This is a genomic window from Flavobacterium magnesitis, assembly GCF_041729735.1.
GTDB classification, from domain to species: domain Bacteria; phylum Bacteroidota; class Bacteroidia; order Flavobacteriales; family Flavobacteriaceae; genus Flavobacterium; species Flavobacterium magnesitis.
This window is the reverse complement of record NZ_JBCFQK010000008.1, coordinates 1-15,835: the sequence shown is the minus strand read 5'-3', so window position 1 is coordinate 15,835 and position 15,835 is coordinate 1. Positions and strand designations below refer to the sequence as shown.

Sequence of the window (15,835 nt, the reverse complement as noted above, 5' to 3'; positions counted from 1 at the left end):
TCACAAACTAATAATTTGCGAATTTGCGGTTTTAAATTTTATTAAACAGTATAAATTAATCCAGTTTATCCACCAGTTTTTTAAATACGGCTTTGGCATTTTTACCTTCGTATAAAATTTCATGAACGGCATCTATAATGGGAGTTTTGGCACCATAACCCTGGTTGAGTTTGTAAGCACTTTTAGCGGCATAATAACCTTCGGCAACCATACTCATTTCCATCATCGCGCTTTTTACGGTGTAGCCTTTCCCAATCATGTTTCCGAACATTCTATTTCTTGAAAAAACCGAATAACCCGTAACCAACAAGTCGCCCAGATAAGCCGAATCATTGATGTTGCGTTTCATCTTGTGTACTTTTCGAATGAATTTCTTCATTTCACGAATCGCATTACTCATCAAAACCGATTGGAAGTTATCGCCGTAACCTAAACCATGTGCAATTCCGGCTGCAATAGCATAAATGTTTTTAAGCATCGCAGCGTATTCAGTACCAATAATGTCGTCAGTAATCTTCGTTTTGATGTAATTTCCAGCTAGATTTTTGGCTACATTCTTTGCTTTTTCGGCATCACCACAAGCAATTGTCAGATATGATAAACGCTCTAAAGCGACTTCTTCGGCGTGGCAAGGACCCGTAATTACGCCAATATTGTAATAAGGAATGTCGTATTGAAAATGAAAATGTTCTCCAACAATCAAACTCGTTTCGGGAACAATTCCTTTAATGGCTGAGAAAATGATTTTATCTTTTAGAGAAACGGTTAGTTTTTGCAATTCGGTGTCTAAAAAAGCAGACGGAATAGCAAAAATAAGGTAGTCTGCATAAGCAACCGCCTCGTTAATATCATTAGTTAGTTTCAGTTTTTTGATGTCAAACTCCACTGAACTAATGTAGTTTGGGTTGTGTTTGTGTGCTTTTATATGCTCAATTGCCGATTCATTACGCATATACCATGAAACCTCAGAAAGATTGACACATAGCATTTTTGTAATGGCTGTAGCCCAGCTTCCACCACCAATTACTGCAAACTTTATATTTTCACTCATCTTTTTATAGTTTAACCAAAAGTACTTAAAAATGTAGTAATGAAACAAGAGGAATTGTTTGGAATTGGGTTTTAGTTTAGGTCAAGAATTATTTTTTATATTTTTTTCTGAATCCATACAATATAAATTGTAATGTTTTCGTTGTAATATTCTATAAATAAGTAATTTGTGTTTTTTATAATGTTAGTATTAGTTAATTTAGTTTTGGTGTTATTTAAAAGGCGTCTAAGAATGGTTTTCGAAGACGCCTTTTTTGTTAAAAAAATACTTGTTTAGTAGCTCATTTCTACAATGGCTTTTAATTTTTCTAAAGTAATATTTTGTCTTTCTCCCATAGCTTTCCAACCTCTTTCATCAAAACGATTAACAATAAAATCGGCAGTTTTGCTGTAATCATCTGTGTATTGTGATAGTTTGGTATCCATTCCCATCGTGTGGAAAAACTCTACGGTTTTATTGATGGCTTCATCAGCAATTTCATCCACTGTTCCAGATAAATTAAAGATGCGTTTTCCGTATTGTGCAAGTTTTTCTTTCTTGGTTTCGAATAAAACTCGGTATAAATTAGGACCAATAATAGCCAATGTTCTGGCATGATCAATTCCGTAAAGCGCTGTTAATTCGTGACCAATCATGTGTGTTGCCCAGTCGTTTGGAACTCCTTTTTGAATTAATCCGTTTAAAGCCATGGTGCAACTCCACATAAAGTTAGAAGCCAAAGCATAATCAGTAGGATTTTCTACAACTTCTGGTCCTACTTCGATTAAAGTTTGCAAAATTCCTTCAGCAATTCGGTCTTGTAAATAACCTTCATGCGGATAGGTTAAATATTGTTCCATTACGTGTGTAAATGCATCAACTACTCCGTTTTGCAATTGTCTTTTTGGTAAAGACTGAATTACTATTGGATCACAAATCGAGAATTGCGGAAACAAAGCCGAACCTCCAAAAGCCAGTTTTTCTTGCGTTGCAGCAATTGTTACCACCGAACCAGAATTCATTTCACTTCCTGTTGCTGGCAAAGTCAAAACGGTTCCAAAAGGCACTGCATTTTCTTTTATTAAAATATGTTTTTGCAGAATATCAATTGGATTTCCGTCGAAATGTACTGCCCCCGAAATGAATTTTACTCCATCAATTACGGAACCTCCACCAACTGCAAGAATAAAATCAATGTTCTGTTCCTTGACAATGGCTACTGCTTTCATCAAAGTTTCAAAATGCGGATTCGGTTCAATTCCTGCAAATTCTACTATTTCAAATCCTTTAAGATTATCCATTACTTGTTGGTGAATTCCGTTTTTGAAAATGCTTCCACCACCATAAGCCAATAGGATTTTGGCGCCTTTCGGAACTAATTCGGATAGTTTTTCTATTTGTCCCTTTCCAAAAACTAACTTGGTAGGATTGTATAATTCGAAGTTTAACATATTCTTTTAGTTTTAGAGATACTAAGATTCTAAGCTGCTAAGTTATTTAAATCTTAATTTCTTAGCCACTTAGAGACTTAGTATCTTATTTATTTAATTGTTGTAATAATTTTTGTGCTACTAGTTTAGAGGAAGCTGGATTTTGTCCTGTAATTAATAATCCATCTTCAACGGCATAAGGCTGCCAGTTTTCGGTTTTAGAATAAATTCCGCCATTGGACTGAAGTACTTCTTCTAATAAAAACGGAACTACATTAGTCAATCCTACAGCAGCTTCTTCGGAATTAGAAAATCCTGTTACTTTTTTTCCTTTTACTAAATATTCATCTTTTATTTTCACATCTTTTAATACGCCTGGAGCGTGACAAACAAAAGCAACAGGCTTATTGTTGTTATAAAAAGATTCAATCAATGTAATCGAATTTCGGTCTTTGGCTAAATCCCATAATGGTCCGTGTCCACCAGGATAAAACACCGCATCATAATCCGATTCTTTGACATGATTTAATTTTAGCGTGTGTTTTAGTTTAGCCAATAATTCAGTGTCGGCATCAAATCGTTTTGTGTCTTCAGTTGCCGATGCGGGATCTGCACTTTTTGGGTCAATGGGTGGTTGTCCGCCTAGTGGAGTGGCAATGTCAATTTGAATTCCCTGATCAGCTAATTCATAATAAGGCGCAGCCAATTCTTCAGTCCAAAATCCTGTTTTTTCTCCCGTGTTTCCTAGTTTATCGTGACTAGTAACTACAAATAATACTTTTTTCATCTTTGCGTTATTTTGTGCTGTTGCAGTAATCGAACAAGCAGTTAAAATTATAATCGTGAGTAATGCTTTTTTCATGATAATTGTTTTTTGTTATTGCGAATTTACGGCAGATATGTTATTAGTAAAAATAATTTAAATTATGTTTGTGATAAATTTATTTATATCATGGTGAATTTAGAATGGTATCGAACATTTAAATCGGTATATAAAAACAGAAATTTTTCTTTGGCAGCCAAAGAACTATTTATCAGCCAGCCAGCGGTGAGTCAGCAAATTTCAATGTTGGAAGCCCATGTGGGTTATAAATTATTCAATAGAAAATCGAAAGGAGTTGAACCAACAGAATACGCTAAGTTACTCAATAATTTGATCATAGAAGCCTTAGATCGTTTAGAAAATGTAGAGAATGGTTTTCGGTCTAAAGCATTTGATGCCAATCGGTTAATTACGGTAGGTATTTCGAAACATTTGTTTAATAGTATGGCTAGTCTTTTGATTTCCAAATTCGATTATATCGATTTCAGCTTTCATCAAAACGATGCGCTTTTCGAATTGGTAAATGCTAAAAAGATTGATTTTGCTATTGTAACTAAAAAGTATGACACCTTTGACACGGTGCAAAAAAAGTTGGGTGACATCAGGCAAATCATAGTAGGTTCAAAAAATATTGATACTACAAAGTTACAATCGGACATTCAGAATAGTGATTATAACGCCGTTGAAAATTGGCTAAACGACCAAAAATGGTACAGCCATGATTCAGGAATTCCACATATAAAATTGTTTTGGTTGCATGTTTTCAATAAAAAAAGGCCTTCAATGGTTTCAAATTACATTATTCCATCAGAGTTTGAAATGTTAGAAGTGCTTTCTAAAAATTCAGGTGTGGCTGTAACCTGGGATATTAACGCACGTTCTTTTATTCAAGAGGAAAGATTGCAATTGTTGTGGAAAACAGACCAAATGCCTGCTACTGAAGCCTATCTTTTGTCAGCGAAAAATACAGGTTTTAATTTGGCTGCTCAGGAAATCGAATCAGAATTGAAAAAGCTTTTGAGTTGATTTATTTAATAACTGAATTATTCAATTATTGTTTTGATTTGCCTTCTGCTTTAGCAGGAGGCAATAGAAAGACTTTTTAAAAGAGTTTATTATATTCAAAAGCGGTGTTTAAGTAACTTAATTTACTTTTTATAAAACAAATTATGATCAATATATTCCCAAACTTTAGTAGGAACTAAAGGGCGAATATTTTTTCCTAATTTAATGTTTTCCCGAATGGCAGTCGAAGAAATTTCAACAACCGGAGCATCAATCATGCGGATTTTAGGATGATTTTTTAATTCTAAACTTTCTTCTTCCGAAGAAATGCGTGGATAGACATAAATCTCATGATGCGCTAAAATAGCTTCGTAATTTTTCCATTTGTGCAAAGATTTTAGATTGTCTTCGCCCATAATCAAAGAAAATTCATGATGCGGATATTTTTCTTCTAAATGCACTAATGTCGTTACCGTATAATTAGGTTGCGGAAGTTTAAACTCCACATCCGATGGTTTGAGTTTTGGATAATCTTCGGTGGCAAGAAAAACCATTTGCAGGCGATGGTAATCGTCCAGTAATGTACTTTTTTTCTTCAACGGATTGTGAGGCGTAACAACTAACCACACCTGATCTAAGTCGGAATGCTCAGCCATGTGATTGGCAATAATGAGATGTCCAACATGGATGGGGTTGAAAGTGCCGAAATACAATCCTATTTTCATTTTTTTAGTACTTAGTTTTTTTAGTCCCTAGTCCTTAGCTGTTAGTCTTTAAGTTTTTTAGAGAAGGCATTTATCATTTTACTTTCTTCTTCTATTAATAACAGAATTTCATTAAATAAATTATCATCCAGTACAAATTCTAACTCTTTTGCAATAATTAGTTGTGTTTCAATTTCGTTTAATGATCCTCTGGAAATATTTAAAAAATGATTAAATGATTTATCTGTTTGTCGTCCAAATCCTTCCGCAATATTTGACGGAACTGAGACACTAGCTCTCTTTAACTGACTTGTTAAGGCGTAAATTTCTTCTTTAGGAAAGTCCTTCGTGAGTTTATATATTAAAACAACAATTTTGATACCCTTTTGCCAAATTAATAATTCTTTGTATGATTTAACTCCACCCATAATTTATAATTTCTCTAGTTAATTAGTTGTTAGTCTCTAGTCCTTAGTATGTATCTCTAAGGACTAGGGACTAAAAAACTAAGGACTAATTACTCACAAACTCCTTTACTAATTGAGTCGCTTCTTCTAACGCCACTTCCAAATCATAATTTTTTATAATCACATCAAATTGTGGAGCAGTGGCCAGTTCTACGTGAGCTTTAGCAATTCGCATATTGATTTTTTCTTCGCTTTCAGTAGAGCGTTCTTTTAAACGTCTTTTTAGTTCGTCCACGCTAGGTGGTTTTACAAAAACGGCTAAAGTTTCTTCGGGAAATTTATGCTTGATACGCAATCCACCAGCAACATCAATATCAAAAATTACGTTTTTGCCCAGAGCCCAAATGCGTTCTACTTCGCTTTTTAAAGTTCCGTAAAAGTTATCGCGGTAAACTTCTTCCCATTCTACGAAATCCTCGTTTTTGATATGGCTTTTAAATTCGTCCAAAGAGATAAAATAGTAATCTTTTCCGTTTACTTCTTCGCCTCTGGCTTCACGAGTGGCTGCCGAGATAGAAAACTCTAAATTCAAGTCTTCTTGTTTTAATAAATGCCTAACTATAGTTGTTTTTCCAGAACCTGATGGCGCCGAGAATACGATTAATTTTCCTTTCATAATTTAGTGATTAGTTCCTAGTCCTTAGTTCTTAGTCTTTAGTTTCTTATGCTAAGGACTAACCACTGAGGACTAATTACTTTTATAAAACATTCAAAACCTGTTCTTTGATTTTTTCCAGTTCGTCTTTCATCATCACGACTAATTTTTGCATTTGTGCGTGATTGGATTTAGAACCCATAGTGTTGATTTCACGTCCCATTTCCTGAGTAATGAAACCTAATTTTCTACCATTAGCTTCCGTTCCGTTGATGGTTTCTAAGAAATAATCTAGATGATTCGTCAAACGCACTTTTTCTTCAGTGATGTCTAATTTTTCTAAATAATAGATTAATTCCTGTTCAAAACGATTTTCGTCAACATTTACTTTTAACTCATCAATCGCAGTTTGCAAACGGTCTTTGATCGCCTGAACACGTTCCGGATCAAGAGCCAGTGCATCGTTCATGTATTGACGGATGTTTCCAATACGCAATTGGAATTCTTTTTCCAGCGAAAGACCTTCGTCTTTTCTAAAAGAAAGAATATTATTTAAACCCTCGCTGATTACGTTTTTGATCTCAGCCCACTCGTTTTCGTCAATTTCCTCTCTTTCCACTTTCATGGTGTCGGGCATACGCACGGCCATTTTCATCAATTCGGTTTCATCGGCATCAGCATACACTTCTCTTAATTGGTTGATGTAGGCTTTTACAATAGGTACATTCACTTTGGTCGAAGTTTGCTCAGCGGTACTTTCGATGTAAATAGAAAAATCTACTTTTCCTCTTTCTAGTGTTGAGGCAATTTGTGTACGCAATCCCAATTCCATTTCGCGGTACAACGAAGGCATTCGTACATTTAAGTCCAGGCCTTTACTGTTTAAAGATTTGACTTCGACTGTTATTTTTTTGGTTGGTAATTGCAAAGTGGCTTTACCAAAACCCGTCATAGATTGTATCATATTGTTTCTTAAAAAGTGCTCAAAGATAAAGAAAAGTTTGCAGTAGTCAGTGTTCAGTCCGCAGTACCTAAAATGGTTGTTTTAATTTATAATACTACTTTTCCAAAGCTTTCATTACTTGAAGCATATTTTGTTGGCTGTTGCCAATGAAAATTTTGCCATCAATAATAAAAACCGGACGACTCAGGAAAGTGTAATGTTCCAGGATGTATTTTTTAAAATCATCTTCGGTTAGACCTTTGTCTTTTAATCCCATCGATTTGTACAGTTGTGCTTTTTTGCTAAAAAGCGCTTCGTAACTTCCCGAAAGTGCATACATTTCTTCTAATTCTTCAACAGTTATTGGATCTTGTTTGATATCGTGAAAAACCAGATTATTGTCTTTTGGTAATGATTTGATGATTTTTCGACAAGTGTCGCAAGAAGCGAGATAGTATATTTTATTAGCCATAATTATTGTTTCTTTATGCAAAGAAAAATCATTTAGAACGTTAATTGTTTATTTTTACGCCAAAATTTACAAATTCAATACAATGAAAGAACTTTTAGAGGTTACAAAAACCAGCAGAAACATGGTTTCTAAATTGATTCAGGGATTTGCTTTAGAGCAACTAAATAAGGTTCCGTCAGGCTTTAATAATAATTTGATTTGGAATGTGGCGCATATTATCGTTACTCAACAAGTGTTAGTTTATAAATTAGCAGGTTTACCAATGATGGTTTCTGATGAGCTGATCGAGAAATACAAAAAAGGAACTAAAACCGAGCACGAGGCTTCTCAGGAAGAAGTCGATGAAATTTTGTCGTTATTACATAAAACAATCGAACAAACGGAGATAGATATTGATAATAATTTGTTCCAAAATTTCACTGAATATTCAACATCTACAGGATTTGTATTAAAAAACAATTTCGATTCTATGTCTTTTAATAATTTTCACGAAGGAATTCATATAGGAGTTATTTTGGCTATTCGAAAATTAGTTTAATTCATTGATTAAATATTTTACAGTAAAAGAGCTTCCACTGGAAGCTCTTTTTTATTTCGTTATCAGATAATCATTTGCTTCTTCGTATTTGATAAGTAAATCTCTGGAACCATCCACATAAGCGGCAATTTCGTAGGGATTATAATGAAGAATGATACCTTTGTCTGTGAAAAAAATATTTTGTGCTACTTGAAACACATCGTTTTCAAAAAACATTCCAGTACTATTTATAGATTGGTCTCTTGGGATTTTGTATTTGTTTCTGAATTTTGTTTCAGCAAAAACTTGAAAAAGTTCCCAGTTTTTAAATAATTTTTCGTTTGGAATTTGTTTTCCTGTTTTTGGGTCAAAAATCAAAGAACGTAAACCAGCATAACCGTGTGCGCCACCCGTAAAAGTGTAATGTTTGATTTCGATATTTAAAATATTTTCCGAGCAGTATTTTACTTCTCCTTCAATTTTAGCCTCCCAGCCAAAACGGTCTTTAGGAAAATCTGTTTTTAATTTTTCATACGCCTGAATGAAAGAATTGGCTAATTGCTCATAATTACTCGAATTATTAGGCTTGTCTCCAAAATCGACAATGGATTTTACGGCTGCAAAAACGGTATTATTGATGCTGTCAGAAATAATCTTGGAATTTTTAGCAACAGGAATTTCTAGTTGGATTTCTGGACAATTTTCGGTACAATCTAATGTTGAAGTTTTTTCAAAAGATTGAGTTTCAAAATCCAATTCCTTTGAACAACTTATGCATACTAATAGTAATAGAGATAATAAAGTATATTTCATTTTATATTTTTTTATTCGAACAAGAAAATGTTTCGGCTAATTAAGTGCTAAACTTTTATGTCTGTTTTCAAAAAAGTCTTGGATTGAAAGATAGCGGTTTATTGCTAAAAATAAAAATCGAAAGATGTATTTAATCTTATTGAAGGTAATAAATGTAACCTACGTTAAACCAAACCAACCAATCATTGGCTTTGTTTTCTTTGTAAAGTGTTGGATTGGGTTTTAAACCATCCACCCAGTCTGAGAAGTAATATTGAAATCGTAAATCAACCATTAAATCACTTAAAGGAGCGAGTTTATAACGTGTTCCCACGCTGGTTACAATAGACCAAACGCTGCCGCTTTCGGTTGAAAATCCATATTGACGATCGTCAGTTGGAGTAAGGTATTTTGGAAATGTGGTTAACGGAGTGCCTAAAGGTCCTAATGATGAAGTTGCTTCGGTATTGTAATAACTAAATTGTCCACCAAGACTTATAAACGGACCCAAACTTCCTATTCTTGCTGTAAAATCGCGAATACTTAGTGGAAAATATTCTAATTGCACTCCTAAGTTGGTTACAGCACTATTTCCTCTCATCGCGCGGAGTTGGTCAGCACCAAGTGAAGTTTTGTCAGGAGCTACCCATTCGCCATGGTGTTTAAACTCGGTTTTGTTATAAGATAACTCAGTTCTTAATTTAAAGTGATCGTTAAAATAGGTTTCGGGAGTATAACAGTTACATTCTGCCTTATAAGAAAAATTGAGATAATGAATAATTCCTATTCCAATTCCTGAGTTTTTAAGATTGGTACTTAAATCATAACGCTCTCCATAATCCGACTGAAAAGCAACTGGACCAGCAATAACTCCAATTTCATGAGATAAACCAAACTGCGCATTTATTTTACTTGATATTACAAGCAAAATAAAAAGAGAGCATAAGGTTAGCCAATTATTTCTGAGCATTTTAAAACTATTCAGGTCTGGACAAAGATATAAAAAACATTATTTATCTATTAAAATAATAACAAACTAATTAGGATAGTGTCTCTTATGAAAAAGCAACTTTTTTAAGAATTAAAATCCGATAATTTATTTTCATAATTTACAAGATAATTCTTTCTTTAATTTAGTTAATTTTAAATCGGATTTCCTTAGAAAATGTATATTTGTAATAGACGCAAAAGTTTTTAACACTAAAAATATAAGATATTATGTCTCAAACTATTACCGATTTTATAAATGGGGTTACTTTAAAAAACCCTAACGAGCCAGAGTTTTTACAGGCGGTTTTAGAAGTTGCCGAAACCGTAATTCCCTTTATCGAACAAAATGAAAAATACCAAAACCAAAAGCTTTTAGAACGCATGGTGGAAGCGGATCGGATTGTGATTTTTCGTGTGGCATGGATTGATGACAAAGGACAAACCCAAGTAAATCGAGGGTATCGTATCCAAATGAATTCGGCTATTGGTCCTTACAAAGGCGGTCTTCGTTTTCACCCGACGGTAAATTTGAGTGTTTTAAAATTTTTAGCTTTCGAACAAACTTTTAAAAATAGTTTAACCAGTTTGCCAATGGGCGGTGGAAAAGGAGGTTCAGATTTTGATCCAAAAGGAAAATCAGATATTGAGGTCATGCGCTTTTGTCAAGCTTTCATGACTGAATTAGAGAAATATATCGGTGCTGATACGGATGTTCCTGCTGGAGACATTGGCGTTGGCGCTAGAGAAGTAGGTTACTTATTTGGACAATATAAGAAAATCAGAAACGAATTTACTGGAGTTTTAACCGGAAAAGGAATTTCTTTTGGAGGTTCGTTAATAAGACCAGAAGCTACGGGATACGGAACGGTATATTTTGCACAAAGTATGCTGGCAAGAAAAGGACAGGATTTAAAAGATAAAACTGTTGTGGTTTCAGGTTCGGGAAATGTGGCGCAGTATGCTGTTGAAAAAGCGACACAATTAGGAGCTAAAGTAGTTACCATGTCAGATTCTGGAGGTTATATTTATGATGCTGATGGAATTGATGGGGATAAATTAGCTCACATTATGTTTTTGAAAAACGAACTCAGAAGCCGAATTAGTGATTATATTGTAAAATATCCTAATGCAAAATATTATGACAATGAGAAGCCTTGGGGTCAAAAATGCGATATAGCCTTGCCTTGTGCTACTCAAAACGAATTGGATGCAGAAAATGCTAAAACCTTAGTGGCTAACGGCTGTTTTTGTGTTGCCGAAGGAGCTAATATGCCTTCTACTTATGAAGCAGTTGTTGTTTTTCATGATGCTAAAATTTTGTTTGCTCCAGGAAAAGCTTCTAATGCGGGTGGTGTAGCCACTTCAGGATTAGAAATGTCGCAAAACTCCTTGCGATTGAGTTGGACAGCAGAAGAAGTAGACGAAAAATTAAAAGCCATTATGTTTAATATTCATGCGGCTTGTGTGCAATATGGTGCCGATGAAAATGGTTATGTAGATTATGTAAAAGGAGCTAATATTGCAGGTTTTGTAAAAGTTGCCGATGCAATGCTGGCTCAGGGAGTGGTTTAGCCTTTTAGTCCTTAGTAGTTAGTCCATAGTCCATAGTCTTTAGTTTATGCGTTTAGATCTAAGGACTCACCAACTAAGGACTAAGGACTTTTAGCTATCTTCGCAACTCATTTCAGCAAAATCAAATCCATGCAAATAAAAACCAAGGCAATTGTTATTTCGGCTTTAAAATACCAGGAAAAAAGCCTGATAGTAAAATGCTTTACGTTGTCGCATGGATTGAAATCGTATTTTGTTCGGGATGCTTTTTCGAATAGAAAATCCAATCAAAAAATGGCTTATTTTCAGCCAATGACTATTCTCGAAATTGAAGCCAATCACAAAAACAAAGGAACTTTAGAGCATTTTAAGGAAATTAAAATTGCAGCACCGTTTCAGTCCATTCATTCGGATATTTATAAGAGTACCATTGTGATGTTTATTTCGGAAATTTTGCATCATTCTATTCATGAAGAAGAAAAAAACGAATCCCTTTTTGAGTTTTTAGAAGCCGCCCTGCATTGGTTAGACGAACACGATGAAATGGCTAATTTTCACCTGATTTTAATGCTGGAAATGACCAAGTATTTTGGTTTCTATCCTGATATTTCGGATATGGATATGCCCTTTTTCGAAATGAACGAAGGTGTTTTCACTCTGTTTCATGCCATGGGTTCTTTGACTGAACATGAAACCCATCTGTTCAAAAAACTAATTCAGTTAAAACTGGACAGCAATCAAAAAGTGTTTCATGTTATCGAAAGACAATTGGTTTTAAAAATTCTTATCGATTATTATTCCTATCATTTGGATGGTTTTAAAAGACCAAAATCGCTTGATGTTTTGAAGGAGGTTTTTTCTTGATTTTTATTGGGCGTGTTCCTTCGTTTTTCATTTTCATATCGCATTACTTATAAAAAATCAAAAAAAGAACTAAAAAAACTACAAACCAAAAGAAAAATAGTTTAGCTTTGAGTGTATAATCTTATTAATTATAAACCATTAAACTATTATTTTATGTCAAATTTACTCAACAACCGTGTCAACACTACGGCTACGGCAGCACAGCTAACAGCAGTAAAAGCCGCTTTTCAAACCATTTTGACCAATCTTCCTTTTCTGGTGGGGCTTACTGCCGACGAAAGGAAAACCTTAAACGCCATAGATGTCAACAACAAAGCCTTTGCCGAAGACGCCCTCAGTGCAGCTGTAAACAATCCCACGCTGGTTCCCGGTTATATTTCGGTGCCTACTATGCAAAACGACCTGACTCTTTTTGCCCAGATGGACGAAATCTCAGGATTAGCCAACCAATTGTGCGAACGCATTGAGGATACTAAAATGCTGGCGGGTAGCGAGGCCTACAATACAGCACTGAGCCTGTATAAATCCTTTGGCACTGCCGCCGATGCCGGAGTACTGGGTGCCGACAGCATTGTCGATAAACTCAAAACTCGTTTTGCAGCCAGCAAAGGCAATGCGGTTACAACACCACCTGTCATGCCTACTGAGTAATACAACAATTAGTAAAAGCAGCTACAATCGCTTCTGTCATAAAGAAGCGATTTTTTTGTCGTTTTTCTGATTGATAAGAAACAAAAAAACATCTAGTTCGAACCAACAGTATAGGTGCTTCGAACCTGTTTTATTGGTTTGTCGAACCAATAGTATAGGTAGTTCGAACCAATAAAACATCTAGTTTGAACCAATAATATATGTAGTTCGAGCCAATAAAGCATCTAGTTTGAACCAATAGTATATGTAGTTCGAACCAATAAAGTATCTAGTTTGAACCAATAATATATGTAGTTCGAACCAATACTATTAGTGTTTAGCACTAGTTTTTAAGGGAAATGTTATAAACTAATAACACAAAGCAAATAAAAGATGATATCCACCAGCAACAAATACAAGAACGGAAAAGGAGAACATTACCCCGTAATAGGTAATTTTATTCATTATCACATTGTACATCATAAAATTAAGAAAGCCGAAGTAGCCAGACAACTCGGTATACTTCCCACAGGATTGAACGAATATTTTAAAAAAGAGTCCTTACAGTTTGCTATACTCTGGAAGCTAAGTCTAGCCCTCAAGCACAATTTTATTGCACAACTGGGGGAATATGTCCCCTTTCCATACGAGAACAAACGTGAAAAAGCCCTAAAAAAAGAACTCGATGAAAAAAACGCTTATATCCAGAAACTGGAAATCCAGCTCGAAACCCTAAGAGAAATGATAAAGAAGTAGGGGGTTTTGTAAGAATTATTTATATATTAGCGAAAAATAAATACTGACGTTTGTCAGACAAAGCTACCCTATGTAGGGGTGATAGGTCTGATTTTGTCAGACCTATATACTAGTTATGCCTCAGTTTAAAGAACCGAAACACCGAAAAAATGAATCCTGAACAAAAAGAACTTGCGGAAAAAGTAATTGATTTCTTTAAAAAATCAGACAAAACTAAGATTGTGCCTGGTATGGATTTATTACATCTTTTGCCTGACAATAATTCCGCTGAAAAGGTTATATATTCATTAGAAAAAGATTTTTTACTTTTAGAACGAACGTCAAAAGAAAGTTTTAGATTAACAGAAAAAGGATGGAGATTTACAACTTTTGCCAAACTAGAAAAAGAATCTAAAAAATTATCTTTATTCCAAATAATGCAATTATCAATAACTGCTTTATCAGTAATTACAGCAATCATTTTTGGTTTATTGAATTATTTTTCAAATCTTGAAAAAGCTGATTTGAAAGAACAAAATTTTCTTTTGAAATCTGACATTGTTCTTTATAAAGACTCCATAAATTCATATAAGAAACAAGTAATATCAAAAAAGCAATAAACTAAAAATAGTACATTACACGGTAAAATTTTTCGTTATTTAAAGTAAGTTTCATAATAATTAAATTTAAAAATACTTCCGACTTAAAAGCGGTGCGGAAGCGAAACCGAAATTGTAATAAATAAAAAACCGAAGGCATAACAGCCACTACAACGGATTTGGGTATTTGGCTTAATGGAAAGTTGGTTTTATACTTGGGATGATTTGGCAATTCCGAAAATAGGTCTTAATTTAGTCCCAAACCCGCTGTAGTGCCAAGACGTTGTGCGTCAGTTTGGCGGAGCGCAGAAAATCAGAAGTAAAACAGAAAATTAATTAATCAATGTTAGATAATTTAAATAAAAAATATCTTTATTTATCAATCTCAATTTCAGTTGCGTTATTCATATTCCTAAACTTTATTTTAGGCCCAACTTCTGTTTTTGGTCTAGCAAAATTTATACAAAATAAAACAGGTTACTTTTTCGGAGTTGACATAAATACTTTCGATTATCTTTTAATCTCATCAATTCCAATTTGCGGTTTAATGTTAACGGAAAAAAGAAAACGGAAAAATTTATCCGAAATTCTAAAATTCAACTTAATTATTTGTTTGAGTTGCATTTTAACTTTTTGTATTGGGTTATTCATATTGATTTCAAAAATTGGAAGTCCATCAGAAAATCCGCTGTTTCCAGAATATTTACGAGTAGAACCATTTAAGCAATATTCTTTATTTTGCATTATCTTAGGTTTAATATTCCCATTTTTATTTACACGGAAAGAAGTTGAAGAAACGAAAAGCGAAATTGAACTAATCGGAAAACAAAATGAATAAAAAAACCGAACGCACAACAGCCGTTACACGAGATTTGGGCATTAGGTTGAATTTAAAGATGGTTTTGTACTTGGGAAATTTTGTGTTTAACCGAAAAACTTCGCATCTTTAATCCCAAACCTCGTGTAGCGCCAGAACGTTGGCGGTCAGTTTAGCCGAACGAAAACTAAAAAACCTCATTGTAAATTAAAATAAATAAAAATGACGATTAAAACTTTTTGGACAATTTTAATGAAAATTTTAGGTTTGCTTTTAATTTTGGGAGCATTAACGACAATTCCTCAATGGTTTTCTTCTATATATTCTGCTTATCAAATTGGAGATTTTGAAAGTTTAACGATATTAATTTTAATCCTTTTAGTCATTTTAATTATTTATTATTTTGTGTTTAAAATTTGTGTTTATAAAACATCTTGGATAATCGAAAAGCTAAAACTTGACAGAGATTTTGAAACTCAAAACATCGAGTTAAATTCCAAAAGCTTTACAATTATTTCAATTGCAACAATTGTAATTGGAGGTTTAATGTTCGTAGAAAATATTCCTATTTTACTAAGAGAAATATTTATTTTTTTTCAGCAACAAGCTTTATTCAAAGATTATCCAAAAACTGGATGGATTATATTTGACTTATGTAAAGTTATTATCGGATATTTATTGATGACAAATAGCAGTAGAATAGCTAAATTTATTGATAATCCGAAAAATAACGTATAAAAAAAAACCGAGCCGCCAACACACGCTACAAGCAATTTGGGTATTTGGCTTAATGGAAAAATTGGTTTGTATTTGGAATATTTGGTAAAACCCGATTGCTCGGACATACGTAAACGTTAGCGCAGAATTGTAT

General features: G+C 33.8%; 19 protein-coding genes. 9 read left to right on the top strand and 10 right to left on the bottom strand.

The features are described 5' to 3' along the window. Nucleotides 1-55: 55 nt before the first annotated feature. The 3 genes from AAGV33_RS07245 to AAGV33_RS07235 form a co-directional block, all read right to left on the bottom strand. The gene (locus AAGV33_RS07245; RefSeq protein ID WP_373391301.1) at nt 56-1,051 is read right to left on the bottom strand and encodes an NAD(P)H-dependent glycerol-3-phosphate dehydrogenase; all 996 of its coding nucleotides are present in this window, start codon (nt 1,049-1,051) and stop codon (nt 56-58) included. Nucleotides 1,052-1,323: 272 nt separating this feature from the next. Further along, nucleotides 1,324-2,481, bottom strand: coding sequence for an iron-containing alcohol dehydrogenase (locus AAGV33_RS07240; protein WP_373391300.1), 1,158 nt, complete (start codon nt 2,479-2,481; stop codon nt 1,324-1,326). A gap of 85 nt (nt 2,482-2,566) precedes the next feature. Then, nucleotides 2,567-3,322 carry a type 1 glutamine amidotransferase domain-containing protein gene (locus AAGV33_RS07235; protein WP_373391299.1) on the bottom strand — a complete coding sequence of 252 codons (756 nt, stop codon included), beginning with the start codon at nt 3,320-3,322 and terminating at the stop codon, nt 2,567-2,569. A gap of 90 nt (nt 3,323-3,412) precedes the next feature. On the opposite strand from AAGV33_RS07235, the gene AAGV33_RS07230 reads away from it, so the two are divergent. Next, a complete protein-coding gene (locus AAGV33_RS07230; RefSeq protein ID WP_373391298.1) occupies nt 3,413-4,309 on the top strand; it encodes a LysR family transcriptional regulator in 897 nt (298 codons plus the stop codon). Nucleotides 4,310-4,431: 122 nt separating this feature from the next. Here the strand turns inward: AAGV33_RS07230 and nadD are convergent, their stop codons facing one another. From nadD to AAGV33_RS07205, 5 genes are all read right to left on the bottom strand, one after another. Then, nucleotides 4,432-5,013 (bottom strand): nicotinate (nicotinamide) nucleotide adenylyltransferase, encoded by a 582-nt coding sequence (nadD, locus tag AAGV33_RS07225; protein WP_373391297.1) that lies wholly within the window; start codon nt 5,011-5,013, stop codon nt 4,432-4,434. A gap of 41 nt (nt 5,014-5,054) precedes the next feature. Continuing rightward, nucleotides 5,055-5,420, bottom strand: coding sequence for a four helix bundle protein (locus AAGV33_RS07220; protein WP_373391296.1), 366 nt, complete (start codon nt 5,418-5,420; stop codon nt 5,055-5,057). Between the two features lie 85 nt (nt 5,421-5,505). After that, a complete protein-coding gene (gene gmk / locus AAGV33_RS07215) occupies nt 5,506-6,078 on the bottom strand; it encodes a guanylate kinase (RefSeq protein WP_373391400.1) in 573 nt (190 codons plus the stop codon). 79 nt (nt 6,079-6,157) lie between these two features. Continuing rightward, the gene (locus AAGV33_RS07210; RefSeq protein WP_373391295.1) at nt 6,158-7,018 is read right to left on the bottom strand and encodes a YicC/YloC family endoribonuclease; all 861 of its coding nucleotides are present in this window, start codon (nt 7,016-7,018) and stop codon (nt 6,158-6,160) included. A 94-nt stretch (nt 7,019-7,112) separates the two neighbouring features. Further along, nucleotides 7,113-7,469: an arsenate reductase family protein gene (locus AAGV33_RS07205; RefSeq protein WP_373391294.1), complete on the bottom strand. Its 357-nt coding sequence runs from the start codon at nt 7,467-7,469 to the stop codon at nt 7,113-7,115. Nucleotides 7,470-7,551: 82 nt separating this feature from the next. Here AAGV33_RS07205 and AAGV33_RS07200 point away from each other — a divergent pair, with 82 nt between their 5' ends. Then, nucleotides 7,552-8,007 (top strand): DinB family protein, encoded by a 456-nt coding sequence (locus tag AAGV33_RS07200; protein WP_373391293.1) that lies wholly within the window; start codon nt 7,552-7,554, stop codon nt 8,005-8,007. 51 nt (nt 8,008-8,058) lie between these two features. On the opposite strand, the gene AAGV33_RS07195 is transcribed toward AAGV33_RS07200, so the two are convergent. Both AAGV33_RS07195 and AAGV33_RS07190 read right to left on the bottom strand, forming a co-directional pair. Further along, nucleotides 8,059-8,799, bottom strand: a complete 741-nt coding sequence (locus AAGV33_RS07195) for a DUF3298 and DUF4163 domain-containing protein (protein ID WP_373391292.1) — start codon at nt 8,797-8,799, stop codon at nt 8,059-8,061. 136 nt (nt 8,800-8,935) lie between these two features. Next, complete coding sequence (locus tag AAGV33_RS07190) at nt 8,936-9,748, bottom strand: THC0290_0291 family protein (protein WP_373391291.1); 813 nt, start codon at nt 9,746-9,748, stop codon at nt 8,936-8,938. A 248-nt stretch (nt 9,749-9,996) separates the two neighbouring features. Between AAGV33_RS07190 and gdhA the strand changes: the two genes are divergently transcribed. The 7 genes from gdhA to AAGV33_RS07155 all read left to right on the top strand — a co-directional run bounded on the left by gdhA (nt 9,997) and on the right by AAGV33_RS07155 (nt 15,702). Continuing rightward, nucleotides 9,997-11,340 carry an NADP-specific glutamate dehydrogenase gene (gdhA, locus tag AAGV33_RS07185; protein WP_373391290.1) on the top strand — a complete coding sequence of 448 codons (1,344 nt, stop codon included), beginning with the start codon at nt 9,997-9,999 and terminating at the stop codon, nt 11,338-11,340. A gap of 129 nt (nt 11,341-11,469) precedes the next feature. Continuing rightward, entirely contained in the window at nt 11,470-12,183 is a 714-nt protein-coding gene (gene recO / locus AAGV33_RS07180) for a DNA repair protein RecO (RefSeq protein ID WP_373391289.1), read from the top strand. Between the two features lie 153 nt (nt 12,184-12,336). Next, nucleotides 12,337-12,834 (top strand): hypothetical protein, encoded by a 498-nt coding sequence (locus tag AAGV33_RS07175; RefSeq protein ID WP_373391288.1) that lies wholly within the window; start codon nt 12,337-12,339, stop codon nt 12,832-12,834. Nucleotides 12,835-13,206: 372 nt separating this feature from the next. Then, complete coding sequence (locus AAGV33_RS07170; RefSeq protein WP_373391287.1) at nt 13,207-13,569, top strand: transcriptional regulator; 363 nt, start codon at nt 13,207-13,209, stop codon at nt 13,567-13,569. A 149-nt stretch (nt 13,570-13,718) separates the two neighbouring features. Further along, nucleotides 13,719-14,168 carry a hypothetical protein gene (locus AAGV33_RS07165; RefSeq protein ID WP_373391286.1) on the top strand — a complete coding sequence of 150 codons (450 nt, stop codon included), beginning with the start codon at nt 13,719-13,721 and terminating at the stop codon, nt 14,166-14,168. Between the two features lie 322 nt (nt 14,169-14,490). Beyond that, entirely contained in the window at nt 14,491-14,985 is a 495-nt protein-coding gene (locus AAGV33_RS07160) for a hypothetical protein (protein WP_373391285.1), read from the top strand. Nucleotides 14,986-15,186: 201 nt separating this feature from the next. Further along, nucleotides 15,187-15,702 carry a hypothetical protein gene (locus AAGV33_RS07155; protein WP_373391284.1) on the top strand — a complete coding sequence of 172 codons (516 nt, stop codon included), beginning with the start codon at nt 15,187-15,189 and terminating at the stop codon, nt 15,700-15,702. Nucleotides 15,703-15,835: the final 133 nt, after the last annotated feature.

Excerpts from the sequence above, each read along its gene's own strand:
- AAGV33_RS07245 (WP_373391301.1), bottom strand. The coding sequence starts at position 1,051 with ATGAGTGAAAATATAAAGTTTGCAGTAATTGGTGGTGGAAGCTGGGCT.
- AAGV33_RS07240 (WP_373391300.1), bottom strand. The coding sequence starts at position 2,481 with ATGTTAAACTTCGAATTATACAATCCTACCAAGTTAGTTTTTGGAAAG.
- AAGV33_RS07235 (WP_373391299.1), bottom strand. The coding sequence starts at position 3,322 with ATGAAAAAAGCATTACTCACGATTATAATTTTAACTGCTTGTTCGATT.
- AAGV33_RS07230 (WP_373391298.1), top strand. The coding sequence starts at position 3,413 with ATGGTGAATTTAGAATGGTATCGAACATTTAAATCGGTATATAAAAAC.
- nadD (WP_373391297.1), bottom strand. The coding sequence starts at position 5,013 with ATGAAAATAGGATTGTATTTCGGCACTTTCAACCCCATCCATGTTGGA.
- AAGV33_RS07220 (WP_373391296.1), bottom strand. The coding sequence starts at position 5,420 with ATGGGTGGAGTTAAATCATACAAAGAATTATTAATTTGGCAAAAGGGT.
- AAGV33_RS07210 (WP_373391295.1), bottom strand. The coding sequence starts at position 7,018 with ATGATACAATCTATGACGGGTTTTGGTAAAGCCACTTTGCAATTACCA.
- AAGV33_RS07205 (WP_373391294.1), bottom strand. The coding sequence starts at position 7,469 with ATGGCTAATAAAATATACTATCTCGCTTCTTGCGACACTTGTCGAAAA.
- AAGV33_RS07200 (WP_373391293.1), top strand. The coding sequence starts at position 7,552 with ATGAAAGAACTTTTAGAGGTTACAAAAACCAGCAGAAACATGGTTTCT.
- AAGV33_RS07195 (WP_373391292.1), bottom strand. The coding sequence starts at position 8,799 with ATGAAATATACTTTATTATCTCTATTACTATTAGTATGCATAAGTTGT.
- AAGV33_RS07190 (WP_373391291.1), bottom strand. The coding sequence starts at position 9,748 with ATGCTCAGAAATAATTGGCTAACCTTATGCTCTCTTTTTATTTTGCTT.
- gdhA (WP_373391290.1), top strand. The coding sequence starts at position 9,997 with ATGTCTCAAACTATTACCGATTTTATAAATGGGGTTACTTTAAAAAAC.
- recO (WP_373391289.1), top strand. The coding sequence starts at position 11,470 with ATGCAAATAAAAACCAAGGCAATTGTTATTTCGGCTTTAAAATACCAG.
- AAGV33_RS07175 (WP_373391288.1), top strand. The coding sequence starts at position 12,337 with ATGTCAAATTTACTCAACAACCGTGTCAACACTACGGCTACGGCAGCA.
- AAGV33_RS07170 (WP_373391287.1), top strand. The coding sequence starts at position 13,207 with ATGATATCCACCAGCAACAAATACAAGAACGGAAAAGGAGAACATTAC.
- AAGV33_RS07165 (WP_373391286.1), top strand. The coding sequence starts at position 13,719 with ATGAATCCTGAACAAAAAGAACTTGCGGAAAAAGTAATTGATTTCTTT.
- AAGV33_RS07160 (WP_373391285.1), top strand. The coding sequence starts at position 14,491 with ATGTTAGATAATTTAAATAAAAAATATCTTTATTTATCAATCTCAATT.
- AAGV33_RS07155 (WP_373391284.1), top strand. The coding sequence starts at position 15,187 with ATGACGATTAAAACTTTTTGGACAATTTTAATGAAAATTTTAGGTTTG.